A 24,251-nucleotide genomic window follows, 5' to 3' on the forward strand; every position below is an offset into this window, starting at 1 on the left:
TCAATGTAAAGCGACACTCACTCCAGATAACCCAGGAGGAAGTATGTTTTGGACGGAATTATGTTTTATCCTGGTGGCCCTGATGATTGGCGCCAGGATCGGCGGCGTATTTTTAGGGATGGTCGGCGGGTTAGGCGTCGGCGTGATGGTTTTTATTTTTGGCCTGACGCCTTCTACGCCACCGATTGATGTTATTCTGATTATTCTTTCTGTTGTCCTGGCGGCCGCATCTTTACAGGCCTCCGGCGGGCTGGATTTACTGGTCAAACTGGCGGAAAAAATTCTGCGTCGCCACCCTCGTTACATTACGTTATTAGCGCCGTTTATCTGTTATCTCTTCACTTTTATGTCAGGAACGGGGCATGTCGTTTATAGTTTGCTACCGGTTATTTCTGAAGTCGCACGGGATTCAGGTATTCGACCGGAACGTCCTTTATCTATTTCCGTTATCGCATCGCAACAGGCGATCACCGCCAGTCCTATATCTGCCGCCATGGCGGCGATGATTGGTTTAATGGCGCCGTTGGGCGTCTCTATTTCAACCATTATGATGATTTGCGTGCCCGCCACGTTAATCGGCGTAGCGATGGGGGCAATAGCGACCTTTAATAAAGGAAAAGAGTTAAAAGACGATCCGGAATATCAACGTCGGCTTGCTGAAGGGTTAATTAAACCTGCGCAGAAAGAAAGTAAAAATACGGTGGTCACTTCGCGCGCCAAATTGTCGGTGGCGTTATTTCTGACCAGCGCGATCGTTATCGTTCTGTTAGGACTGATTCCGGCGCTGCGGCCCATGGTGGAAACAGCGAAAGGGCTACAACCGCTTTCGATGTCCGCCGCTATCCAGATTACGATGCTCTCTTTTGCCTGCCTGATTGTGTTGTTATGCCGGCCGCAGGTCGATCAGATTATCAGCGGTACGGTATTTCGGGCAGGCGCGCTGGCGATTGTCTGCGCCTTCGGCCTGGCCTGGATGAGTGAGACGTTCGTGAATGGTCATATCGCGTTGATTAAGGCAGAAGTGCAAACTCTATTGCAACAGCATACCTGGCTTATCGCCATTATGATGTTTTTCGTGTCCGCTATGGTCAGCAGCCAGGCGGCAACGACGTTAATTCTGTTGCCGCTGGGGCTGGCGTTAGGGTTGCCCGCTTATGCGTTAATCGGCTCCTGGCCTGCCGTTAACGGCTATTTCTTTATTCCGGTGGCAGGGCAGTGTCTGGCGGCGCTGGCGTTTGACGATACCGGTACGACGCGTATTGGCAAATATGTGCTTAACCATAGTTTTATGCGTCCGGGATTAGTTAACGTGATTGTCTCGGTCATTGTCGGGCTGTTAATAGGAAAAATGGTTCTGGCCTGATTGTTATTAAATTTTTTATAGCACACGTCACTTATTATTTTTAATTCAGAGGAAGAAAATGAAAATTAGAGTTTTCATGGCCACCGTGTTGCTGCTCATCAGCCACTGTGTATTTAGCACAACGTCACTACCGCATATTGTTATTCTCGCGACAGGCGGTACTATCGCCGGGACGGCAGCCAATAATACGCAAACCGCCGGATATAAATCTGGTGAACTTGGCGTGCAAACATTAATAAATGCCGTGCCGGAAATGAATAATATCGCTCGCGTTGACGGCGAGCAGGTGGCGAATATTGGTAGCGAAAATATGACCAGCGATATCATCCTGAAACTTTCACAGAAGGTGAATGCGTTATTGGCGCGGGACGATGTTGACGGTGTGGTTATTACTCATGGCACTGACACGCTCGATGAAACCGCCTACTTTCTTAATTTGACCGTGAAAAGCGACAAACCGGTGGTGTTTACCGCTGCAATGCGGCCCGCGTCGGCAATCAGCGCCGATGGCGCAATGAACCTGCTGGAAGCGGTCACGGTGGCTGCTGACCCGAATGCGAAGGGACGCGGTGTGATGGTGGTTTTAAACGATCGTATTGGTTCGGCGCGCTTTGTGACGAAAACTAATGCCACGACTCTGGATACCTTTAAAGCGCCGGAAGAGGGCTATCTGGGGGTCATCGTTAATGGTCAGCCACAGTTCGAAACGCGGGTGGAAAAAATTCATACCCTGCGATCTGTTTTTGACGTACGTAATATCAAAAAATTACCCAATGTGGTGATTATTTACGGCTATCAGGACGACCCGGAATATATGTATGATGCGGCGATCGCCCATCACGCGGACGGTATTATTTATGCCGGAACCGGCGCAGGTTCGGTCTCGGTACGCAGCGACGCGGGGATTAAAAAAGCGGAGAAAGCCGGGATTATCGTGGTGCGCGCTTCCCGCACCGGAAACGGCGTCGTACCGTTGGATAAAGGGCAGCCAGGGCTGGTGTCTGACTCGCTCAACCCGGCGAAGGCGCGAGTCTTGCTGATGACGGCATTAACTCAGACGCGTAATCCGGAACTGATCCAGAGTTATTTCAGTACGTATTAATCATGCAGGCTTGTGCGCCCACCCTTGAAGATGGGCGCACAAGATATTAACGCATGGTCACAAACTCTTCCGATGCGGTCGGGTGAATAGCGACGGTATTATCGAAGTCTTTCTTGGTAGCGCCCATCTTCAGCGCTACCGCGAAGCCCTGCAACATTTCATCCATGCCGAAGCCGATACCGTGGATACCCACAATTTTTTCTTCCGGCCCGACGCAGACCAGCTTCATACGGCACGGCTGGCGGTGCGTCGTCACCGCGGTATACATAGCGGTAAACGATGATTTATAGACTTTTACCTGCTCGTCGCCGTACTGCTCGCGCGCCTGCGGCTCGCTTAACCCGACGGTGCCGATAGGCGGATGGCTAAAGACCACGGTCGGGATGTTGCTGTAGTCCAGATGCTCGTCCGGCTTGTTGTTAAACAGGCGTTCGGAGAGACGGCGACCGGCGGCGACGGCGACTGGCGTTAACTCCACTGCGCCGGTGTTATCGCCAACGGCGTAAATGCCTTCAACGTTGGTATTCTGGAATTTATCGACAATGATGTAACCTTTTTCATTGGTTTTCACGCCCGCCGCCGCCAGATTAATATTGTCGGTCGACGGTTCGCGACCAATAGCCCAGATCAGGCAATCAACGGTTTCACTGCGGCCATCTTCCAGTTCCAGAGTCAGACTGCCGTCGGCGTTTTTCACCACCGCTTTCGGCACGGCATGAGTATGCAGTTGCGGGCCTTCGGCGTTCATCACCTCAACCAGCGTTTCGCTAATCATCGGGTCAAAACTGCGCAGCGGCGCATGTTTACGGACAAACAGATGCGTTTTCGCCCCCAGCGCGTTGATAACGCCAGCCAGTTCAACGGCGATATAACCTGCGCCTACCACTGCGACGCGCTCCGGCAAGGCCGACAGCGCAAAGAAACCGTCGGAATCAATGCCGTATTCCACGCCTGGAATCTCAGGATGGCTCGGACGGCCGCCGGTAGCGATCAAAATATGGTCGGCGGTGATGGTTTCGCCGTTCACTTCAATGGTTTTGGCATCGACAAAGCGGGCAAAGCCTTTAATCACATCCACGTTATTTTTGCCCAGCACGTTGTCGTATGAAGTATGGATGCGGTCAATATACGCGGTACGGCTGGCAATCAGCTTGCTCCAGTCGAACTGATTAATCGTGGCGTCAAAACCGTAGTCCGGGCCATACAGATGAATCGCTTCACGAATCTGCGCGGCATGCCACATCACTTTCTTCGGCACGCAGCCCACGTTAACACAGGTACCGCCCAGCTCTTTGGCTTCGATGAGCGCGCATTTCTGGCCGTACATAGCGGCGCGGTTAATCGAGGCGATACCGCCGCTGCCGCCGCCGATAGCGATGTAATCATAGTGTTTGGTCATGACCGCTCCTTTATGTTCGTTGTCGGACGGATAGATTCTGCGCTACCCGCCAAAATATTCGCGATTGTATACCTGAAGGTGAAAGGTTCCACCGATGGCTGTGATTACTCCGGCACGATCCAGCTTACCGAAGTGTGTCCGTGACCGTTTGGCGCCAACCTGCTGTGCAGCCACGGTAGCACGTTGTTCATCTGCTGCTCCAGTTTCCACGGCGGGTTAACCACGATCATACCGGACGCCGTCATCCCGCGCTGATCGCTGTCCGGGCGGATCGCCAGCTCAATTTGCAGGATTTTACGGATGCCGGTGGCCTCCAGCTCATGAATCATGCGCTTAATTTGCTGGCGGAGTACCACCGGATACCATAGCGCGTATGTCCCGGTGGCGAAACGTTTATAACCCTCGCTGATGCCGCTGACTACCGCCTGGTAGTCGGTTTTCATTTCATAAGGCGGGTCAATGAGAATAAGACCGCGGCGGGAAACCGGCGGCAATTTGGCTTTCAGTTGCTGATAGCCGTCAGCGCGTTCCACGCGGGCGCGGTTGTCTTTTTGAAACTCCGCGCGCAACAGTGGGAAGTCGCTGGGATGCAATTCCGTGAGTTGCAGACTGTCCTGCTCACGCAGCAACTGGCGGGCGATTAACGGGGAGCCCGGATAGTAGCGTAACTGCCCGCTGCGGTTGAAATGTTTTACGACGCTAATATACGGTTCCAGTTCGGCGGGCAGATCGTCCTGCTGCCAGATACGGGCGATGCCTTCCAGATACTCTCCGGTACGTTCAGCATGTTCGCTGCCCAACTGATAACGCCCCGCGCCCGCGTGCGTGTCCAGATAGAGAAACGGTTTTTCTTTCTCTTTTAGCGACTCGATGATCAGGCTCTGAACGGTATGTTTAAGGACGTCGGCGTGGTTGCCAGCGTGAAAGCTGTGACGATAACTGAGCATGGATGCAGATATTCCGGGAAGTAAACAAGTTAGCCGATAGTTTACCGCAGATCCGCGCAGATTACCCCAGTACCGCCATGTTGTTTCGCGCGTTGTGAAAGTATTGCAAGACGTGTTCGTATCATCAAACCGTCAACTGCGCAGGCCAGCATCGCCTGTGGGCAAGGTAGTAGTTTTGACCTGGCGTTATTTTTAATGAAAGGAACCATAATGAAACTACACATTACTGTACTGGCGTCATCTCTGGCGCTGGCGATGCCGGCACTGGCGAAAGATATTCCCCTGTCCCAGGCGGAGTCGATAGCGAAAAGCGTGACGCCCGACTCGGCGAGCGTCGCCTTTAATGACCTTGAGGCTCAATGGCTGACACAGTTGCGTAAGGCATTACAAGGCGATACCGCCGCGTTGACTCGCGACGCCCTGGCTCAGATGCGACAGAATTCCATCCAGGCGGATAATGCCTGGTTACAGGCTAGCGGTTATGATTTTCATACTACTGAGAATCAACAGATGGGGATTACCCTACTTTCCGCCTTCAATACATTGCCGGAAGCAGTATTGAAAGACAATCTGGCGACGGTGACGGCGATTAATCACGATGCCGATGTTAATACCCGTCACCAGGCGCTGGCGGATGCGGAAAGCGTGGAGTATCTCTATTTCCTGAGCGACGCAATGGGGCCGCGGCTGGGGCGGGCATTTCTCGCCGCTTATGATAAAGGTGAGTTGGGCAAAGCGGCGGCGTTGATTAAAGCCTCGGAAGTCAGCACCGGCGCGGCGAAAAAATATTTTCATTACCCGCGTCCTTACCAGGTGCCGGGTAATACTATCCATTTGACGCCGGATGATGTGGTGGTAAAAGATGGTCATCCTTATACCGCAGGTGGCGGTGCTTTCCCCAGCGGACACACGAATACCGGTTATACGGATGCGCTGTTGATGGCGGAAATGATCCCGGAACGCTTTGATGCGCTGGTGATTCGTGGCGCGCGTTATGGCTATTCTCGCCTGGTCCTTGGCGTACACTATCCGCTGGATGTGATGGGCGCGCGGATGGTCGCGCAGCGTAATGTCGCGCATTATCTTAACGATCCGTATTACCGTACGTTATTCAACGAAGCTCGCGCTCAACTGCGTGAGGCGCTGGTGAAAGAGTGCGGTACGACGATTGTCGAATGCGCGGCATCGACCGGAAAAGACGATCCGTACCGCGATCCGGCCATGCATACCTTCTACCGCTTCACCATGACTTATAACCTGCCGCAACAGAAAGGCGAGCATCAGCCGTTGAAAATACCAAAAGGCGCCGATGTTCTGCTACAGACAGCGCTGCCGAACCTGTCGCCAGCGCAGCGTCAGGCGTTAATGGAAGAGACGGCGTTACCGGCAGGATATCCGTTGTCGGGCGAGACCGAGGATCAACAGTTCTGGCAGCGTCTGGATCTGTCCGCTGCTTACGAGATGGCGAGAAAAACGCGCTGACGTTGTCACCCGGCTTATAAAACGTAAGCCGGGATGATGTTAAAGGGGCGGCTTATTGCAGCGATACCCACGTCTGTACGCTGTCCATCATTGAAATTCCCCTTACTATCCCCCATTCTAGATCTCATCGCGAGAGCGCCAAAAGCGCGCTCCACTCACCTTCTTCTACAGGACTGCGCATATGACCAATCCATTACTAACGTCTTTTTCACTGCCGCCTTTTTCTGCAATTAAACCGGAGCATGTGGTGCCTGCGGTCACCAAAGCGTTGGCCGATTGCCGGGCGGCGGTAGAAGGCGTTGTGGCGCATGGCGCGCCGTATAGCTGGGAAAACCTCTGCCAGCCGTTGGCGGAAGCCGACGATGTTCTGGGGCGTATTTTCTCGCCAATTAGCCACTTAAACTCGGTGAAAAATAGCCCGGAGCTGCGTGAAGCCTACGAACAGACGCTGCCGCTGTTGTCGGAATACAGCACCTGGGTTGGACAGCATGAAGGACTGTACAACGCGTACCGCGACCTGCGCGACGGCGATCATTACGCCACGCTGAATACCGCGCAGAAGAAAGCGGTTGATAACGCGCTGCGTGATTTTGAACTGTCCGGCATCGGTCTGCCGAAAGAGAAACAGCAGCGTTACGGCGAAATCGCCACTCGCCTGTCTGAGCTGGGCAACCAGTACAGCAATAATGTGCTCGATGCCACCATGGGCTGGACGAAGCTCATCACCGACGAAGCCGAGCTGGCGGGAATGCCGGAAAGCGCTCTGGCGGCAGCGAAGGCCCAGGCGGAAGCCAAAGAGCAGGAAGGTTACCTGCTGACTCTGGATATCCCGAGCTATCTGCCGGTCATGACCTACTGCGACAACCAGGCGTTGCGCGAAGAGATGTATCGCGCCTATTCCACTCGCGCCTCCGACCAGGGGCCGAACGCCGGTAAGTGGGATAACAGCCCGGTGATGGAAGAAATTCTTGCGCTGCGCCATGAACTGGCGCAACTGCTGGGCTTCGAAAATTATGCCCATGAATCGCTGGCCACCAAAATGGCGGAAAATCCGCAGCAGGTGCTCGATTTCTTAACCGATCTGGCGAAACGCGCCCGTCCGCAGGGGGAAAAAGAGCTGGCCCAGCTGAGCGCCTTCGCCAAAGCCGAATTTGGCGTTGAGGAACTGCAACCGTGGGATATCGCGTACTACAGTGAAAAGCAAAAACAGCACCTGTACAGCATCAGCGATGAGCAGCTACGTCCGTACTTCCCGGAAAACAAAGCCGTGAATGGCCTGTTTGAAGTGGTGAAACGTATTTACGGCATCACTGCCAAAGAGCGTACTGACGTTGATGTCTGGCACCCGGAAGTGCGTTTCTTTGAACTGTATGACGAAAATAACGAGCTGCGCGGCAGCTTCTACCTTGACCTGTACGCGCGCGAACACAAACGCGGCGGGGCGTGGATGGACGACTGTGTCGGCCAGATGCGTAAGGCGGACGGCACATTGCAAAAGCCGGTCGCTTATCTGACCTGTAATTTCAACCGTCCGGTGAACGGTAAACCCGCTCTGTTTACCCATGACGAAGTGATCACCCTGTTCCACGAGTTTGGTCATGGCCTGCATCATATGCTGACCCGCATTGAGACCGCCGGGGTCTCCGGTATCAGCGGCGTGCCGTGGGACGCCGTCGAACTGCCAAGCCAGTTTATGGAAAACTGGTGCTGGGAGCCGGAAGCGCTGGCGTTTATCTCCGGCCACTATGAGACCGGCGAACCGTTGCCGAAGGAGCTGCTGGATAAAATGCTGGCGGCGAAAAACTATCAGGCGGCGCTGTTTATTCTGCGTCAGCTGGAGTTCGGTCTGTTTGATTTCCGTCTGCATGCGGAATTTAACCCGCAGCAAGGAGCGAAAATTCTTGAGACGCTCTTTGAAATCAAAAAACAGGTCGCCGTGGTGCCGTCACCGACATGGGGCCGCTTCCCACATGCGTTCAGCCATATCTTTGCTGGCGGCTATGCGGCAGGCTACTACAGCTATCTGTGGGCCGACGTACTGGCGGCGGACGCTTATTCCCGCTTTGAGGAGGAAGGCATTTTCAACCGTGAGACCGGTCAGTCGTTCCTTGATAACATCCTGACTCGCGGTGGTTCTGAAGAGCCGATGGAACTCTTTAAACGCTTCCGTGGCCGTGAACCACAGCTGGACGCGATGCTGGAGCATTACGGGATTAAAGGCTGATTTTACGTGCAAATCTGCTTAATGGATGAAACGGGCGCCACAGACGGCGCCTTATCTGTTCTGGCTGCCCGCTGGGGACTGGAGCATGACGAAGACAACCCGATGGCGCTGGTATTGACGCCGCAACATCTGGAGCTGCGCAAGCGCGACGAACCGAAGCTCGGCGGCATTTTCGTCGATTTTGTCGGCGGCGCGATGGCGCACCGGCGTAAGTTCGGCGGCGGGCGCGGCGAAGCGGTGGCGAAAGCCGTCGGTATCAAAGGCGATTATCTGCCGGATGTGGTTGATGCCACGGCCGGACTGGGGCGCGATGCGTTTGTGCTGGCATCCGTCGGTTGCCGCGTGCGGATGCTGGAGCGTAATCCGGTGGTCGCCGCGTTGCTCGACGACGGCCTGACGCGCGGCTACGCCGATGCGGGCATTGGCGGCTGGCTTCAGGAGCGTTTGCAGCTGATTCATGCTTCCAGCCTGACGGCGTTGACCGATATCACGCCGCGCCCGCAGGTGGTCTACCTCGATCCGATGTTTCCTCACCGGCAGAAAAGCGCGCTGGTGAAGAAAGAGATGCGGGTGTTTCAGTCGTTGGTGGGGCCGGATCTCGACGCCGACGGACTGCTGGAACCGGCGCGTCAGTTGGCGACCAAACGCGTGGTGGTCAAACGTCCCGATTATGCGCCGCCGCTGGCGGATGTCGCGACGCCCAACGCCATCGTTACCAAAGGGCATCGGTTTGATATTTATGCCGGAACCCCTCTGACGGAGTAACGGATTGCCCGATGGCGCTACGCTTATCGGGCCTACGATTCTCAATTATTTGTAGGCCGGATAAGGCGTAAGCCGCATCCGGCACTGAGTATTACTGTTCGGTACCTGGCGTATTAATCATTCGGTTTAACCACGGCACCATAATGGCCATCACCACGGTGACCGCCAGCGTTACCAGACCAATTTTGCTAAAGACGCCGGTATAAATTGGCAGCGTCTGCAACGGATCGGTGATGTTTTCCGGTACGGCAGTGAAGGTCGCCACATAACCGCCGAGCAGGAAGGCGGCGGCCTGGGTCAGGAACCACATTCCCAGAATAAAACCCATCAGATGCTGCGGCACCAGAGCGGCGACCATTGCCAGCCCCAGCGCGCTAATCAGCAGCTCGCCCAGACTCTGGAACAGATACACCAGCACGATAAACCACGGCGACGTCAATCCTTGCGCATCGGCAAACCACATCCCGGCGGCGGCGGCGGTCAGAAAACCCAGCGCGCAGAGGAACATACCGAGCGTAAACTTCATCGGCATAGTCAGATCTTTGCCTTTGCTACCCAGTCGGGTGTAAATCGCTGCCAGTACCGGACTGGCGACGACCACCCAGAATGGGTTCAGCGCCTGAAAACTCACCGGGTTAATGGCGAATCCAAGAATTTCATGATGCACGTTATTAATCGCAAAGAAGTTCAGCGAGGTAGGCATCTGCGCATACAGAATGTAAAACAGCACGGCTTCAATCATCAGAATAAACGCCACGAACATTTTATTGCGGCCGGTTTTATCCAGACGAAACGCTTCGCGAAAGAAGAAAATAGTGACGACGATAGAAAGGACGATGAGCACCAGATTGGCAATCTTAACGTTGTGCATCAGCCAGGCGCAGAGGAAAATCATGACGACGGTGCCGAGTAGTACCAGCAGCAAATTGCGAAAACGTAGCGGTTTATGATCCGGTTCAGAACCGATATTTTTCACCATGCCACGGCAGGCGAAGTACACCAGAAGCGCAACAATTAAACCAGCGCCGCACAGATTATAGGTCACCGCATAGCCAAATTTATCGGCAATCACCGGCGCCAGCGATAGCGATAACAAAGAACCGATGTTAATCGACATATAAAACAGGGTGAAAGCGCCATCCAGCCGGGGATCTTTAGGCTGATAGCATTTAGAGAGCAGGCTGGCGGGATTGGCTTTAAATAACCCGTTGCCCACGGCAATCGTACCCAGTGCGATAAAAATCAGATCGGGATTTAATAGCGACATGCCGGTCATAAAATAGCCAATCGCCAGCACAATCGCGCCCAGGACCAGGGTGCGTTTAGTCCCTAACAGATGGTCGCCAACATAGCCGCCGATGGAGATCAGGCCATAAACCAGCGCCGCAAAAGCGCCAAAGGTAATAAAGGCCTGCTCCTGAGAAAAACCCAATTGTTTAACGAAAAAGACCGCCAGGATGCCCTGGACGCCGTAATAGCCAAATCGTTCCCATAATTCTACAAAAAAGATCATGAAGAATGGACGAGGTTGCTGCAGCAAGCCCGTAGGTGCAGTTGTATTCATATTCCTTCGCCTTTTAATGCCATCCCGAAACGTATGAGCGCGTATATCAAAACGCGCCGAAAAGACTTACCCTGATATAGACTGCGGTTATTAGCCTGATCAATAGGTTATTATACAAATGATACGCAAACTAATTAGTGGATCACACTAATTATGTTTGGTGTGCTGGAATGATGTACTGAGTACTGCGAAGAAGGGGGGATAAACAAAACGCCCACATAAGCGGGCGTTGTTGTTGATAGCCGGAATTTGCCTGATGGTTCAGGCCAACCTGATTGACTATAGACCAGATGTGGTCTTAGCCGCCAGCCGGTACGGCAAGTATTACTCTTCTTCGTCGCGCAGCGGCACAATCAGCATGTCAACGTGAACGGTGTTGATCAGCTGGCGCGCAGAAGACATCAGTTTGCTCCAGAAGTCCTGGTGATGACCGCAAACGACCAGATCCATATCGTATTTCTTGATGGCGTCAACCAGCACCTGGCCCAAATCGCCGCTACCGCTCAGGGTTTCAGTGATAGGGTAGCCAGCGTTGGTAGACAGCTCGGTCAGCGCGTGGTGGGTTTCTTCGGAGATACGTTTCTGCATATCGCCCAGATTGACGTCAATCAGACCGGTGTACAGGTCTGAATAATTCACGTCAACGTGGATGAGGGAGATTTTCGCGTTGTAGGGGCGCGCCATAGAGACCGCTTTTTCAACCAGAACTTTACTTTCCGGGGAGAGATCAACTGCGATAAGAATGTGTTTATAAGCCATAGTGTTACTCCTTCCATAAGTTGTCGATGACCATTGAGCTACTGGCGTTTCTTATGCCGCCGCGTCACCCGCGTCCTGCGAACTCTATGCGCGGGGCTAGCTCAGCCGTTTACCATAACTATCCTTACATTATAGCGACCAGGATAATCCGTCAATCTGCCTTGCTTGCCAGTTAGTTAAACAAAATTTTCAGGGAATTGCATTGATAGTGATTAACCTTCTGGTAAAAAAATTAACTGATCTCCTACAATGTGTATAAGAGCCGTTCGAATGCGGAGCGCTAATATGGACGGCTTTCGTAGTACTCTTTCACTGATTGTCTGGCAGGGTATCGGGGAGCGGTAGTCCCGGAGAGGAACTCCGTGGGCGGGTCGCCGGGGAGGAGATATGATAAGCACCGTCTCACTATTCTGGGCTTTATGTGTCGTTTGCATTGTTAATATGGCGCGCTATTTCTCATCGCTACGCGCACTGTTAGTGGTACTTCGTGGTTGCGATCCTTTGCTCTATCAATATGTCGATGGCGGCGGCTTCTTTACCACGCATGGTCAGCCCAACAAACAGGTGCGCCTGGTATGGTATATCTACGCTCAGCGCTATCGCGATCATCATGATGAAGAATTTATTCGCCGTTGTGAACGCGTGCGCCGCCAGTTTCTGCTGACCAGCGCGTTATGCGGTTTGGTGGTGGTGAGCTTGATTGCGCTCATGATTTGGCACTGAATAAAAAAAGCGGGCCAGTTTCCTGACCCGCTTGTGTTAGATAAGCCTCCCGGATGACGCCGCTTGCAGCGGCCTGTCAGGCCTGTGTCGTTTCATCCTGACAGGCCGGATTAGCGACAGCGCTATCCGGCCCATTTGGCTTAAATAATCTTCAGGGAAAGCCAGTACAGCACGCCGGAAAGAATAATCGCCGCCGGTAACGTAAATACCCAGGCCATCAGAATGCTGGTCACGGTTTTACGCTGCAACCCGCCGCCATCAACGACCATGGTTCCCGCCACTGAAGAGGAGAGTACGTGAGTGGTAGAAACTGGCATACCGGTGTAGCTGGCAAGACCGATAGAGACTGCCGCCGTCATCTGCGCTGACATTCCCTGCGCATACGTCATGCCTTTTTTACCAATTTTCTCGCCGATAGTGGTCGCCACGCGACGCCAGCCGATCATCGTACCAATACCCAGCGCCAACGCCACTGCCATAATGATCCACACTGGCGCATACTCAATGGTGCTTAACATATCGGTCTTCAGCTTTTTCAGCAGGCGCTGGTCATCGCTGCTTACGCCAGGCAATTTCACGACTTTGTCGGTCGTGTCGGAAATGCACAGCATAATGCGACGCAACTGACTACGCTGTTCAACGCTTAACTTGTCGTAGCTTTCCACGTTTGCCAGCATCCCTTTCGCACGGTTAAGCGCGTTAATGGTGTTAGCCGGATGGCAGTGGAATTCAGTCGGTTCAGTCGCGCCCGGTTCCGGAGAGGGAATCAGTTGGTCAACGCCGGTGACGGCTTTCAGCAGGTCAGGACGCTGCTCAAAGTACGTTTCGACATTGTTGATAGCATCGCGCGTACGGGTGATTTCGTAGCTGGAGGCATTCATATTGACCACGAAACCCGCAGGCGCGACGCCAATCAGCACCAGCATGACCAGGCCAATGCCTTTCTGACCATCGTTCGCGCCATGCGAAAACGCCACGCCGATAGCGGAGAGGATCAGCGCGATACGCGTCCAGAACGGCGGCTTTTTCTTGCCGTCTTTCTTTTCACGTTCGGCTGGCGTCAGGTGGATACGGGCGCGTTTCTTAGTACCGCTCCAGTAGCGGCGCAGCAAGAAAATCAGACCGCCGGCGAATACCAGACCGACAATAGGGGAGATAATGAGTGAACCGAAAATATTGATAACTTTCGGGATGTTAAGTGCATCCACCACTGACGTGCCGGTCATCATCGCATTGGTTAAACCGATGCCGATAATGGCGCCAATCAGCGTGTGGGAACTGGACGCCGGCAACCCGAAATACCAGGTACCGAGGTTCCAGATAATCGCCGCCAGCAACATGGAAAAGACCATAGCGAGGCCGTGCGCGGAACCCATGTTGAGCAGGAGATCCGTCGGTAGCATATGCACAATGGCATACGCCACGCTGAGACCCCCCAGCAAAACGCCAAAAAAGTTAAACACCGCCGCCATGACAACCGCCAGCTGCGAACGCATCGCACGGGTGTAAATCACGGTTGCGACTGCATTGGCTGTGTCATGGAAGCCGTTAATCGCTTCGTAGAACAGCACAAAAGCCAGAGCAAGCAATAATAAAAGCCCGGTATGTAAATCCAGGCCAGCAAACAAATGTAGCATAGGACGTTACGCCATTTTGAGGACATGAACGCGGCGCATTATCAGTGACTTTGGCGGCGCGGGCAAAGTGAAATATAGACTTTTTTTGATGTACTTCGTGCTTTGTTTGATATCACTAAAGAATTATCTTATATATTTCAGATAAATACCATTTTCAGGCGCTTTTCGCGCTGGTGCGACCACTGAGGAAACTTTACAATTCCCGCCCGAATTTGAGAGAGGAAGGCGACGTGGAAAGGTTTGATGCCGTTATTATAGGCGCTGGCGCAGCGGGCATGTTTTGCGCCGCGCAGGCAGGACAGGCGGGTAGCCGCGTGCTGCTCATCGATAATGGCAAGAAGCCAGGACGTAAAATCCTCATGTCCGGTGGTGGACGCTGCAACTTTACTAATCTTTATGTTGAGCCTGCTGCGTATTTGAGCCAGAACCCCCATTTTTGCAAATCAGCATTAGCCCGCTATACCCAGTGGGACTTTATCGATCTGGTCGGCAGGTATGGGATAGCCTGGCATGAGAAAACGCTGGGACAGCTTTTTTGCGATGATTCCGCCCAACGCATTGTCGATATGCTGGTTGCCGAGTGCGACAAAGGCGGCGTAACGATGCGCCTGCGTAGCGAGGTATTGAGCGTCGAGCGTGATGAGTCGGGTTTCGTACTGGCGCTGAACGGTGAGACGGTGACTACGCAAAAGCTGGTGATTGCCAGCGGCGGTCTGTCGATGCCGGGGCTTGGCGCATCGCCGTTTGGCTATAAAATCGCCGAACAGTTTGGTCTCAAGGTGTTGCCGACGCGCGCCGGGTTGGTGCCCTTTACGCTGCATAAGCCGCTGTTAGAACAGCTCCAGACGCTGTCTGGCGTCTCTGTGCCCTGCGTAATTACCGCCCGCAATGGCACGGTATTTCGGGAAAACCTACTTTTTACCCATCGTGGGCTGTCCGGCCCCGCCGTTTTACAGATTTCCAGCTACTGGCAACCGGGCGAGTTAGTGAGCATTAACTTATTGCCGGATCTCTCGCTGGAAGACGTTCTCAATGAACAGCGTAACGCGCACCCGAACCAGAGTCTGAAGAACACGCTGGCGATGCATCTGCCGAAACGGTTGGTGGAGTGTTTACAACAGTTGGGGCAGATCCCGGATGTATCGCTCAGGCAGTTGAACGTTCGTGACCAGCAGGCGTTGGTTGACACGCTTACGGCTTGGCAAGTGCAGCCTAACGGCACCGAAGGCTATCGGACAGCGGAAGTGACGCTGGGCGGCGTGGATACAAACGAACTATCATCGCGGACTATGGAAGCGCGCCGCGTGCCGGGTCTCTATTTTATTGGCGAAGTGATGGACGTCACCGGCTGGTTGGGCGGCTATAACTTCCAGTGGGCCTGGTCGAGCGCCTGGGCCTGTGCGCAGGATTTGGCGGCAAAACGCTAAGTACCATTACAAACAATAAGCGAATAGACATCCCGGACAGAGGTGTTAGTATCGATTTATAGCAGTTATGAGTATGCGTGTTTCATTTACGGCCAGGAACGCTGATGATGACAACATTACTCCCTCTTTTCCGGGTACCTACATCATTCACTCCCTTTGACGGCGAGCGCTTCATCGGCGTCTGTTCGTCGTCTGGCCCCTTTTCTTTTTTCATTCTTATCCCGAATGGAAACCCCAGCTGAGCGCACGCCCGGCGGACTTTGTGACACGCATGGTTAGACAACAGGGATTACGGCGGGTCGATTATGGACAAAATGAAGCGTCATCTGGTGTGGTGGGGAGCGGGGATTCTTGTGGCGGTGGCCGCGATAGCCTGGTGGATGCTGCGCCCTGCGGGAATACCGGAGGGATTTGCCGCCAGCAACGGCAGAATTGAAGCCACCGAAGTGGATATTGCCACTAAGATTGCCGGGCGTATTGATACCATCCTCGTTTCGGAAGGGCAGTTCGTTCGTCAGGGCGAGGTGCTGGCGAAAATGGATACCCGCGTATTGCAGGAGCAGCGGCTGGAGGCGATCGCGCAAATCAAAGAAGCCGAGAGCGCGGTTGCCGCCGCCCGTGCCTTGCTGGAGCAACGCCAGAGTGAAATGCGCGCCGCGCAGTCGGTCGTCAAACAGCGGGAAGCTGAGCTGGACTCCGTCTCTAAACGCCACGTGCGTTCCCGTTCGCTGTCGCAGCGTGGCGCGGTATCTGTACAACAGTTAGATGACGATCGCGCGGCGGCGGAAAGCGCGCGCGCCGCCCTGGAGACCGCCAAAGCGCAGGTATCTGCGGCAAAAGCGGCGATTGAGGCGGCGCGTACCAGTATTATCCAGGCGCAAACGCGCGTGGAAGCGGCGCAGGCGACCGAGCGGCGTATTGTCGCCGACATCGACGACAGCGAATTAAAAGCGCCGCGCGATGGACGCGTGCAGTACCGCGTTGCGGAGCCGGGCGAAGTGTTATCGGCTGGCGGCCGGGTGTTGAACATGGTCGATCTCAGCGATGTTTATATGACATTTTTCCTGCCGACCGAACAGGCGGGGCTGTTGAAGATCGGCGGCGACGCGCGTCTGGTGCTGGACGCCGCGCCGGATCTGCGTATTCCGGCGACGATCAGTTTTGTCGCCAGCGTGGCGCAGTTCACACCCAAAACCGTGGAAACCCACGATGAACGGCTGAAGCTGATGTTCCGCGTCAAAGCGCGTATTCCGCCAGAGCTACTGCGACAGCATCTGGAATATGTCAAAACCGGTTTGCCGGGAATGGCCTGGGTTCGTCTGGATGAGCGCGTGCCCTGGCCTGACGCTCTAAGCGTGAGGCTGTCGCAATGACGTCGCTGAAGCTGGTGCCTGTTCCTCCCGTGGCGCAGCTTGAGGGGGTGAGCCAGCATTACGGAAAAACAGCCGCGCTGAACAATATCACGCTGGACATTCCCGCCCGTAGTATGGTCGGGCTGATTGGTCCGGACGGGGTGGGTAAGTCGAGCCTGCTGTCGCTGATTTCTGGCGCGCGGGTGATTGAGCAAGGGAACGTTATCGTCCTGGGCGGCGATATGCGCGATGCGAAACATCGCCGCGACGTCTGTCCGCGCATCGCCTGGATGCCGCAGGGGCTGGGGAAAAACCTTTATCACACGTTATCGGTTTATGAGAACGTCGATTTTTTCGCTCGTCTCTTTGGTCATGACAAAGCTGAACGCGAAGCGCGTATTACCGAGCTGCTGAACAGCACCGGCCTGGCGCCGTTTCGTGACCGTCCTGCCGGGAAGCTGTCCGGTGGGATGAAACAAAAGCTGGGGCTGTGCTGTGCGCTGATTCATGACCCGGAATTGCTGATTCTTGATGAGCCTACCACCGGCGTGGACCCGCTCTCCCGCGCTCAGTTCTGGGACTTAATCGACAGTATCCGCCAACGGCAGACCAATATGAGCGTGTTGGTCGCAACGGCCTATATGGAAGAGGCGGAGCGTTTTGACTGGCTGGTGGCGATGAATGCGGGCGAGATACTGGCAACCGGCAGCGCGCAGCAACTGCGGGCAAAAACCCATAGCGCGACGCTGGAACAGGCATTTATCGCCCTGTTGCCAGAAGCGCAGCGCCAGGCGCATAAGCCAGTGGTGATCCCGCCGTATCACGCTGAGCAGGAAGAGATTGCCATTGAGGCGAAAGATCTGACCATGCGTTTCGGTAAGTTCGTCGCGGTTGACCATGTTAATTTCCGTATTCCGCGCGGCGAGATTTTTGGCTTCCTCGGTTCAAACGGTTGCGGCAAATCGACCACCATGAAAATGCTGACCGGTCTGCTTCCCGCCAGCGAAGGCCAGGCCTGGCTATTTGGCCAGCCGGTAGACCCGAACGACATCGACACCCGTCGCCGGGTCGGGTATATGTCGCAGGCTTTTTCGCTCTATAACGAACTCACCGTGCGGCAGAATCTGGAACTTCATGCCCGCCTGTTTCATATTCCGCCAGCGGAGATCCCGGCGCGCGTCGCGCAGATGATCGAACGCTTTATGCTAACGGAGGTGGAAGATACGCTCCCCGCTTCGTTGCCGCTCGGTATCCGCCAGCGTTTATCGCTGGCGGTAGCGGTGATCCATCGCCCGGAAATGCTGATTCTTGATGAGCCAACGTCCGGCGTTGATCCGGTCGCCAGGGATATGTTCTGGCAGCTTATGGTCGATCTTTCGCGTCAGGATAAGGTGACGATTTTTATCTCGACCCATTTTATGAACGAAGCGGAACGTTGCGACCGAATGTCATTGATGCACGCCGGTAAAGTGCTCGCCAGCGGTACGCCGCAGGAATTGGTGCAACAGCGGGGTGCGGCCAATCTGGAGGCGGCGTTTATTTCCTGGCTACAGGAAGCTGCGGGAGCGGCGCCTGAAACCCCAATACCGCCATCCCAGACGCCCGCCGCGTCAGGTAAACCGTCGCGGCAGGGATTGAGCTTCCGGCGTTTGTTCAGCTACAGTCGCCGCGAAGCGCTGGAGCTACGCCGCGATCCGGTACGCTCGACGCTGGCGCTGCTGGGAACGGTAATTCTGATGCTGATTATGGGCTATGGCATCAGTATGGACGTGGAGAACCTGCGTTTTGCCGTACTCGATCGCGATCAAACCGTCAGCAGCCAGGCATGGTCGCTCAATCTGGCGGGATCGCGCTATTTTATCGAACAGCCGCCGCTCGCCAGCTATGGCGAGCTTGACCGGCGGATGCGTTCGGGAGAGTTGGCGGTTGCCATTGAGATCCCGCCTAATTTTGGCCGCGATATTGCTCGCGGTACGCCAGCGCAGATTGGCGTCTGGGTGGATGGCGCCATGCCCAGCCGCGCCGAGACGGTGAAGGGGTACGTTCAGGCGATGCACCAAAGCTGGCTGCAGGAGGCGGCAAGTCGTCAGCCGAACCCGGTTAAACAGACCGGGCTGCTCAACATTGAAACGCGCTATCGCTATAACCCGGATGTGAAAAGTCTGCCCGCTATCGTTCCGGCGGTCATTCCGCTGCTGCTCATGATGATCCCGTCAATGCTTAGCGCCCTGAGCGTGGTGCGGGAGAAAGAGCTGGGGTCGATAATTAATCTGTACGTAACGCCGACGACGCGCAGCGAATTTTTGCTGGGTAAACAACTGCCGTATATCGCGCTGGGTATGCTGAACTTCTTGCTACTGTGCGCGCTGTCGGTCTTTGTGTTCGGCGTGCCGCTGAAAGGCAGCTTTCTCACGCTTACCCTCGCGGCGCTGCTTTACGTCATCATCGCCACCGGTCTGGGGCTGCTGATCTCCACGTTTATGAAGAGCCAAATCGCCGCTATTTTTGGGACGTCGATTATTACCCTCATTCCGGCAACACAATTTTCCGGCATGATCGATCCGGTGGCTTCGCTGGAAGGACCGGGAAGATGGATCGGCGAGATCTACCCGACCAGCCATTTTCTGACGATCGCGCGCGGGACGTTTTCCAAAGCGTTGGATCTGTCCGATCTCTGGCCGTTATTTATGCCGTTACTGATTGCCGTCCCGGTGGTGATGGGTCTGAGCATTCTGCTGCTGAAAAAACAGGAGGGGTAATGCGCGGATTACGTAATATTTATAACCTCGGCGTTAAAGAATTGCGCAGTCTGCTGGGCGACAAAGCGATGCTGGCGCTGATCGTCTTCGCCTTTACGATTTCGGTTTACTCCTCTGCTACCGTCCTGCCCGGTTCGTTGAATCTTGCCCCTATCGCCATCGCCGATATGGATCAGTCGCAGTTGTCGAACCGTATTGTGAATAGTTTTTACCGCCCGTGGTTTCTGCCGCCGGAGATGATTACGGTAACGGAAATGGATGCCGGACTGGATGCCGGACGCTATACCTTTGCGGTCAACATTCCGCCGAATTTCCAGCGTGATGTGCTGGCCGGACGTCAGCCTGATATCCAGGTTAACGTCGATGCGACGCGCATGAGCCAGGCGTTTACCGGCAACAGTTATATCCAGAATATTATTAGCGGCGAGGTCAACAGCTTTGTGGCGCGCGCGCGGGGAGATAGCGTTCAGCCTGTGTCGCTGGAAATTCGGATGCGCTTTAACCCGAATCTGGACCCGGCGTGGTTTGGCGGCGTGATGGCGATTATCAACAACATTACCATGCTGGCGATAGTGCTGACCGGATCGGCGCTGATCCGCGAGCGAGAACACGGCACGGTAGAGCATCTGTTGGTGATGCCGGTCACGCCCTTTGAGATCATGATGGCGAAAGTGTGGTCGATGGGGCTGGTCGTGCTGGTGGTTTCCGGTTTGTCTTTGATGCTGATGGTGAAAGGCGTACTTGGCGTACCGATTGAAGGATCGATCCCATTGTTTATGTTGGGCGTGGCGCTGAGCCTGTTCGCCACCACTTCAATTGGGATTTTTATGGGCACCATCGCCCGTTCGATGCCGCAACTGGGGTTATTAATGATTCTGGTACTGTTGCCGCTACAAATGCTTTCCGGCGGTTCCACGCCGCGCGAAAGTATGCCGCAGGCGGTGCAGGATATTATGCTGACCATGCCGACGACGCATTTTGTCAGCCTTGCCCAGGCTATTCTTTATCGCGGCGCAGGTTTGAGTATCGTCTGGCCGCAGTTCCTGACTCTGCTGGCGATAGGCGGCGTGTTCTTCCTGATAGCGCTGTTACGCTTCAGAAAAACGATTGGCACAATGGCGTGAACACTATTGCCGGATGGCGGCTGCGCCTCATCCGGCCTACAAACGACGACGTGCGAACGTAGGCCGGGCAAGCGAAGCGCCCCCGGCAAGGCGCTGGGGCGTTAGTCTTCTTTCGGCAAACACTGCAAGTGGCCGTGGCGCACGCCGCGCTGGGCGATAACATCATCGGCAAAATGCTGTACGTCGCCCATATCGCCCTTCAGAACGGCGATCTCCAGACAGTCATCGTGGTTGATATGGACGTGCAGCGTGGCGACGGATAAATCATGATGATGATGCTGGGTGGAGACGATGCGGCTGGCTAAATCCCGTTTCTCATGTTCATAAACATATGAAAGTACCGCGAAACCCTGTGTGCCGTGTTCCTGAGTGGCCTCCTGCGCCAGAGCGCCGCGCAGAATATCACGGATCGCTTCGGAGCGATTGTTATAGCCGCGTCGCTGGCTCAGGCTGTCCAGCGTTTCCAGTAAATCGTCATCGAGGGTGATGGTGACACGTTGCATCTGACTTAAACCTTTTGGTATGGCGCGTCGGCGCATGGGAAGCTCCGCATTTTGTAACACACGTCCGCCGCCAGAGGGAAAAATTAATGTGTCATAACGCTTTTGTTATCGTCTGCGGCGTCAGCGTAAACGGTGTGGGGGTACAGACTGCCAGACTGAGCGTATCGAGCTGACACTGGCTGACCGACAAGGCAGAGGGCAACGTGCTGTCCACGCTGACGATTTGCCAGGCGCTGCCGCCGCGTTGTTTTACGATGGCTTCTTTACGCGTCCAGATACGCCAGAAGGCCGCCAGTTGTCGCTCCGGACGTTCCGCTTCCATTTCAGCATGTTCGCCGAGGCTGAATACCGCATTTGCCAGCGAACACCAGTTATCGCGCGGGCGGATCACTTCAATATCGCAGCCGACTTCACCTTCGTCGCTAAGCAACAGAGCAATAGTGTCGCCGCTATGGCTGAGGTTAAACCACAGCGGCGTTCCGGCGGAAAAAGCCGGTTTACCCTGTTCGCCATACACCATCTCCGGTAGCGGCGAGAGCGCACGGGAAAGCAGCACGCGCCCGGCCAGCCAGCTTGCCCGGCGAACGCCCTGCGGCGCCTGAGCGATTAACGCGTCGGGCAATTGACCTGCGCTTAATGTTGACACTTTTCCCAGAACGATCTGGTACATATCAGGACCAACGTTGCCTATGAAGAAGAGGAGATTGTAGCATCTGTCGCCTCATCCCGGTAAACGGCTTTTCGGTCGGCCTGGCCCCAGTAAGATCGCCAGTTTGCTGCCGCCTTTAGTGGTTTCCATCCAGATTTTGCAGACGCTGGTCAAAGGAACGGACAAGAGCATCCCGACCGGGCCTAATAGCCATCCCCAGACCAGTAACGAAAGAAATACCACCAGCGTGGACATCCCCAGACGATGGCCCATCATGCGTGGCTCCATAATGTTGCCAATCACCATATGGACCACCAAAAAGAGCGCGCCGACCAGTACGCACTCGTAAAAGCCGTTAAATAACAGCGCCTGAATCATGGGGGGAACGGCGGAAATCACCGAGCCGATATTAGGAACGTAATTGAGCAAAAAGGCCAGTACGCCCCACATTAGCGCAAACTGAATATCCATTAACGCCAGCCCCAGCCAGATAATCGCGCCCGTCCATAGACTGAGCAGCGTTTTCAGCGCCAGATAATGCGAGACGCCTTTCAGGGCGCGGTGCAGGCCGGCAATATGAATTTGTGGATTGTTTAGCGCGAAACGTAATTTATAAGGCACGTGACGCACCTCAAACAGCATAAAAACCACGGTCATCACCAGCAGCACAATGCTTGCCATCGCGCCCGATACGCCGGTCATTAATGTTGTGGTGAAGAGCATGATTTTATCGGAATCCATCCCGCGGAGCATACGTTCCGGCGACATATGTAAATTCAGGAAGGGCATTAACTCCTGAAGGTGTAAGACTTTACGCGTCAGCTCCTTGCTGTATTTAGGCAGCATAGCGATAAATTCATTAAGCGATGCGGCAAGTACACCCACCAGCGCGGTAAGCACGATCAGCATGACAACCACCACGATAGTAATCGCCAGCGGTCGCTTCACGCCCCGGCGAATAAACCAGGTCACTAATGGATTAAGAACGATGGCAAAAAAGAGCGCCAGCAAGAGTTGTACAATAATATCCGCCGCGGCATGAATCCCGGCGAGAATAATAACCAGGGAGGCCAGTTTCAGCAGAATATGCATACCCGTTTTGTCGGGTTGAGCGGTTGCCATGAAGTTTTCCTTGTTGTGTTTTTTTCTAAGTGTAGCGGCTGCCCTGATACCGATAATCTGAATCTCACTACTGATTTTCACCGCGCGCCATGATAGAAAAGAAAACATGTTGTAAAAATGCGGTGATACTCATGCCCGAACCCGTCGCTGAACCGGCGCCAAACGGATTGCGCCTCAATCTGCGTATTGTCTCCATCGTGATGTTTAACTTTGCCAGCTACCTGACTATCGGCCTGCCGCTCGCCGTCTTGCCCGGCTATGTGCATGATGCGATGGGATTCAGCGCGTTCTGGGCGGGGCTTATTATCAGCCTGCAATACTTCGCCACTCTGTTAAGCCGTCCCCATGCCGGGCGGTATGCGGATGTATTAGGGCCGAAAAAAATCGTTGTCTTTGGCTTATGCGGCTGTTTTTTAAGCGGACTCGGCTACCTGCTGGCGGATATCGCCAGCGCCTGGCCGATGATCAGTTTGTTGCTACTGGGGCTGGGTCGCGTGATTTTAGGGATTGGGCAAAGTTTTGCCGGCACCGGTTCAACACTGTGGGGCATCGGCGTCGTCGGGTCGTTGCATATTGGTCGGGTCATCTCCTGGAACGGTATCGTCACCTACGGCGCAATGGCGATGGGCGCGCCGCTGGGCGTGCTGTGTTATGCCTGGGGCGGGTTGCAGGGACTGGCGCTAACGGTGATGGGCGTGGCGCTGTTGGCGATACTGTTAGCGCTTCCACGTCCGTCGGTGAAGGCGAACAAAGGCAAGCCGCTACCGTTTCGCGCGGTGCTGGGGCGTGTCTGGCTGTATGGTATGGCGTTGGCGCTGGCCTCGGCAGGGTTTGGCGTCATCGCGACGTTTATTACCTTATTTTATGATGCTAAAGGCTGGGATGGCGCCGCCTTTGCGCTCACGTTATTTAGCGTCGCGTTTGTCGGCACGCGTTTGCTGTTCCCTAACGGCATCAATCGGTTAGGCGGGTTGAATGTCGCCATGATCTGCTTTGGCGTGGAGATTATTGGTCTGTTACTGGTGGGGACGGCAGCCATGCCGTGGATGGCAAAAATCGGCGTTTTACTCACGGGGATGGGGTTTTCGCTGGTCTTTCCAGCGCTGGGCGTGGTGGCCGTCAAAGCCGTGCCGCCCCAGAACCAGGGCGCGGCGCTGGCGACCTATACCGTCTTTATGGATATGTCTTTGGGGGTGACCGGGCCGCTGGCGGGGCTGGTGATGACCTGGGCGGGCGTGCCGGTGATTTATCTGGCGGCAGCCGGGCTGGTAACGATGGCGCTATTGCTGACCTGGCGCTTAAAAAAACGGCCTCCGTTTGCACTGCCGGAGGCCGCATCATCGTCGTAAA

General features: G+C 54.8%; 19 protein-coding genes. 11 read left to right on the forward strand and 8 right to left on the reverse strand.

Annotation, left to right across the window (positions count from 1 at the left end; all coding sequences use genetic code 11):
• Positions 1 to 43 precede the first annotated feature (43 nt).
• Both ACLJTG_RS13645 and fraE read left to right on the forward strand, forming a co-directional pair.
• Positions 44 to 1,363, forward strand: a complete 1,320-nt coding sequence (locus ACLJTG_RS13645; RefSeq protein WP_000498939.1) for an anaerobic C4-dicarboxylate transporter family protein — start codon at positions 44 to 46, stop codon at positions 1,361 to 1,363.
• Positions 1,364 to 1,421: 58 nt separating this feature from the next.
• The gene (fraE, locus tag ACLJTG_RS13650; RefSeq protein WP_000702755.1) at positions 1,422 to 2,465 is read left to right on the forward strand and encodes a fructose-asparagine asparaginase; all 1,044 of its coding nucleotides are present in this window, start codon (positions 1,422 to 1,424) and stop codon (positions 2,463 to 2,465) included.
• A gap of 46 nt (positions 2,466 to 2,511) precedes the next feature.
• On the opposite strand, the gene gorA is transcribed toward fraE, so the two are convergent.
• Both gorA and ACLJTG_RS13660 read right to left on the reverse strand, forming a co-directional pair.
• Entirely contained in the window at positions 2,512 to 3,864 is a 1,353-nt protein-coding gene (gene gorA, locus ACLJTG_RS13655) for a glutathione-disulfide reductase (protein ID WP_000160764.1), read from the reverse strand.
• 104 nt (positions 3,865 to 3,968) lie between these two features.
• A complete protein-coding gene (locus ACLJTG_RS13660) occupies positions 3,969 to 4,811 on the reverse strand; it encodes a 23S rRNA (adenine(2030)-N(6))-methyltransferase RlmJ (protein ID WP_000954235.1) in 843 nt (280 codons plus the stop codon).
• Positions 4,812 to 5,021: 210 nt separating this feature from the next.
• Between ACLJTG_RS13660 and ACLJTG_RS13665 the strand changes: the two genes are divergently transcribed.
• The 3 genes from ACLJTG_RS13665 to rsmJ all read left to right on the forward strand — a co-directional run bounded on the left by ACLJTG_RS13665 (position 5,022) and on the right by rsmJ (position 9,282).
• Entirely contained in the window at positions 5,022 to 6,293 is a 1,272-nt protein-coding gene (locus ACLJTG_RS13665; RefSeq protein WP_000766151.1) for an acid phosphatase, read from the forward strand.
• Between the two features lie 181 nt (positions 6,294 to 6,474).
• Positions 6,475 to 8,517, forward strand: a complete 2,043-nt coding sequence (prlC, locus tag ACLJTG_RS13670; protein WP_023204135.1) for an oligopeptidase A — start codon at positions 6,475 to 6,477, stop codon at positions 8,515 to 8,517.
• 6 nt (positions 8,518 to 8,523) lie between these two features.
• Positions 8,524 to 9,282: a 16S rRNA (guanine(1516)-N(2))-methyltransferase RsmJ gene (gene rsmJ / locus ACLJTG_RS13675; protein WP_079951234.1), complete on the forward strand. Its 759-nt coding sequence runs from the start codon at positions 8,524 to 8,526 to the stop codon at positions 9,280 to 9,282.
• Between the two features lie 91 nt (positions 9,283 to 9,373).
• Here the strand turns inward: rsmJ and dtpB are convergent, their stop codons facing one another.
• Both dtpB and uspA read right to left on the reverse strand, forming a co-directional pair.
• A complete protein-coding gene (dtpB, locus tag ACLJTG_RS13680) occupies positions 9,374 to 10,846 on the reverse strand; it encodes a dipeptide/tripeptide permease DtpB (RefSeq protein ID WP_001098275.1) in 1,473 nt (490 codons plus the stop codon).
• 324 nt (positions 10,847 to 11,170) lie between these two features.
• Positions 11,171 to 11,605, reverse strand: a complete 435-nt coding sequence (gene uspA / locus ACLJTG_RS13685; RefSeq protein ID WP_000323565.1) for a universal stress protein UspA — start codon at positions 11,603 to 11,605, stop codon at positions 11,171 to 11,173.
• A 387-nt stretch (positions 11,606 to 11,992) separates the two neighbouring features.
• Between uspA and uspB the strand changes: the two genes are divergently transcribed.
• Positions 11,993 to 12,328, forward strand: coding sequence for a universal stress protein UspB (uspB, locus tag ACLJTG_RS13690; protein WP_000626193.1), 336 nt, complete (start codon positions 11,993 to 11,995; stop codon positions 12,326 to 12,328).
• 140 nt (positions 12,329 to 12,468) lie between these two features.
• Here the strand turns inward: uspB and pitA are convergent, their stop codons facing one another.
• Complete coding sequence (gene pitA, locus ACLJTG_RS13695; protein ID WP_000902764.1) at positions 12,469 to 13,965, reverse strand: inorganic phosphate transporter PitA; 1,497 nt, start codon at positions 13,963 to 13,965, stop codon at positions 12,469 to 12,471.
• A gap of 230 nt (positions 13,966 to 14,195) precedes the next feature.
• Here pitA and ACLJTG_RS13700 point away from each other — a divergent pair, with 230 nt between their 5' ends.
• The 4 genes from ACLJTG_RS13700 to ACLJTG_RS13715 all read left to right on the forward strand — a co-directional run bounded on the left by ACLJTG_RS13700 (position 14,196) and on the right by ACLJTG_RS13715 (position 20,627).
• Positions 14,196 to 15,392 carry an NAD(P)/FAD-dependent oxidoreductase gene (locus ACLJTG_RS13700; RefSeq protein ID WP_000439234.1) on the forward strand — a complete coding sequence of 399 codons (1,197 nt, stop codon included), beginning with the start codon at positions 14,196 to 14,198 and terminating at the stop codon, positions 15,390 to 15,392.
• A 305-nt stretch (positions 15,393 to 15,697) separates the two neighbouring features.
• A complete protein-coding gene (locus ACLJTG_RS13705) occupies positions 15,698 to 16,765 on the forward strand; it encodes an HlyD family secretion protein (protein WP_000359834.1) in 1,068 nt (355 codons plus the stop codon).
• Positions 16,762 to 19,503, forward strand: coding sequence for a ribosome-associated ATPase/putative transporter RbbA (rbbA, locus tag ACLJTG_RS13710; RefSeq protein ID WP_079951236.1), 2,742 nt, complete (start codon positions 16,762 to 16,764; stop codon positions 19,501 to 19,503). The genes ACLJTG_RS13705 and rbbA overlap by 4 nt, the downstream gene beginning before the upstream one ends.
• A complete protein-coding gene (locus tag ACLJTG_RS13715; RefSeq protein ID WP_079951237.1) occupies positions 19,503 to 20,627 on the forward strand; it encodes an ABC transporter permease in 1,125 nt (374 codons plus the stop codon). Before rbbA ends, ACLJTG_RS13715 begins: the two co-directional genes overlap by 1 nt.
• A gap of 101 nt (positions 20,628 to 20,728) precedes the next feature.
• Here the strand turns inward: ACLJTG_RS13715 and nikR are convergent, their stop codons facing one another.
• From nikR to ACLJTG_RS13730, 3 genes are all read right to left on the reverse strand, one after another.
• Positions 20,729 to 21,130, reverse strand: coding sequence for a nickel-responsive transcriptional regulator NikR (gene nikR / locus ACLJTG_RS13720; RefSeq protein ID WP_001190057.1), 402 nt, complete (start codon positions 21,128 to 21,130; stop codon positions 20,729 to 20,731).
• A 91-nt stretch (positions 21,131 to 21,221) separates the two neighbouring features.
• Positions 21,222 to 21,800, reverse strand: a complete 579-nt coding sequence (gene acpT, locus ACLJTG_RS13725; protein WP_198898239.1) for a 4'-phosphopantetheinyl transferase AcpT — start codon at positions 21,798 to 21,800, stop codon at positions 21,222 to 21,224.
• Positions 21,801 to 21,851: 51 nt separating this feature from the next.
• Positions 21,852 to 22,901 (reverse strand): AI-2E family transporter, encoded by a 1,050-nt coding sequence (locus tag ACLJTG_RS13730; RefSeq protein ID WP_000179588.1) that lies wholly within the window; start codon positions 22,899 to 22,901, stop codon positions 21,852 to 21,854.
• Positions 22,902 to 22,990: 89 nt separating this feature from the next.
• On the opposite strand from ACLJTG_RS13730, the gene ACLJTG_RS13735 reads away from it, so the two are divergent.
• Complete coding sequence (locus tag ACLJTG_RS13735; RefSeq protein WP_079951238.1) at positions 22,991 to 24,250, forward strand: MFS transporter; 1,260 nt, start codon at positions 22,991 to 22,993, stop codon at positions 24,248 to 24,250.
• The last annotated feature ends 1 nt before the right edge of the window (position 24,251 follow it).

Source organism: Salmonella sp. SAL00672, assembly GCF_046552175.1.
Taxonomy (GTDB): domain Bacteria; phylum Pseudomonadota; class Gammaproteobacteria; order Enterobacterales; family Enterobacteriaceae; genus Salmonella; species Salmonella enterica.

Bases quoted from the DNA above. Each gene is read 5' to 3' on its own strand.
- ACLJTG_RS13660 (WP_000954235.1), bottom strand. From the start codon at position 4,811: ATGCTCAGTTATCGTCACAGCTTTCACGCTGGCAACCACGCCGACGTC.
- ACLJTG_RS13705 (WP_000359834.1), top strand. From the start codon at position 15,698: ATGGACAAAATGAAGCGTCATCTGGTGTGGTGGGGAGCGGGGATTCTT.
- acpT (WP_198898239.1), bottom strand. From the start codon at position 21,800: ATGTACCAGATCGTTCTGGGAAAAGTGTCAACATTAAGCGCAGGTCAA.
- rbbA (WP_079951236.1), top strand. From the start codon at position 16,762: ATGACGTCGCTGAAGCTGGTGCCTGTTCCTCCCGTGGCGCAGCTTGAG.
- uspB (WP_000626193.1), top strand. From the start codon at position 11,993: ATGATAAGCACCGTCTCACTATTCTGGGCTTTATGTGTCGTTTGCATT.
- ACLJTG_RS13715 (WP_079951237.1), top strand. From the start codon at position 19,503: ATGCGCGGATTACGTAATATTTATAACCTCGGCGTTAAAGAATTGCGC.
- uspA (WP_000323565.1), bottom strand. From the start codon at position 11,605: ATGGCTTATAAACACATTCTTATCGCAGTTGATCTCTCCCCGGAAAGT.
- ACLJTG_RS13730 (WP_000179588.1), bottom strand. From the start codon at position 22,901: ATGGCAACCGCTCAACCCGACAAAACGGGTATGCATATTCTGCTGAAA.
- pitA (WP_000902764.1), bottom strand. From the start codon at position 13,965: ATGCTACATTTGTTTGCTGGCCTGGATTTACATACCGGGCTTTTATTA.
- nikR (WP_001190057.1), bottom strand. From the start codon at position 21,130: ATGCAACGTGTCACCATCACCCTCGATGACGATTTACTGGAAACGCTG.
- ACLJTG_RS13735 (WP_079951238.1), top strand. From the start codon at position 22,991: ATGATAGAAAAGAAAACATGTTGTAAAAATGCGGTGATACTCATGCCC.
- prlC (WP_023204135.1), top strand. From the start codon at position 6,475: ATGACCAATCCATTACTAACGTCTTTTTCACTGCCGCCTTTTTCTGCA.
- gorA (WP_000160764.1), bottom strand. From the start codon at position 3,864: ATGACCAAACACTATGATTACATCGCTATCGGCGGCGGCAGCGGCGGT.
- fraE (WP_000702755.1), top strand. From the start codon at position 1,422: ATGAAAATTAGAGTTTTCATGGCCACCGTGTTGCTGCTCATCAGCCAC.
- ACLJTG_RS13645 (WP_000498939.1), top strand. From the start codon at position 44: ATGTTTTGGACGGAATTATGTTTTATCCTGGTGGCCCTGATGATTGGC.
- ACLJTG_RS13665 (WP_000766151.1), top strand. From the start codon at position 5,022: ATGAAACTACACATTACTGTACTGGCGTCATCTCTGGCGCTGGCGATG.
- dtpB (WP_001098275.1), bottom strand. From the start codon at position 10,846: ATGAATACAACTGCACCTACGGGCTTGCTGCAGCAACCTCGTCCATTC.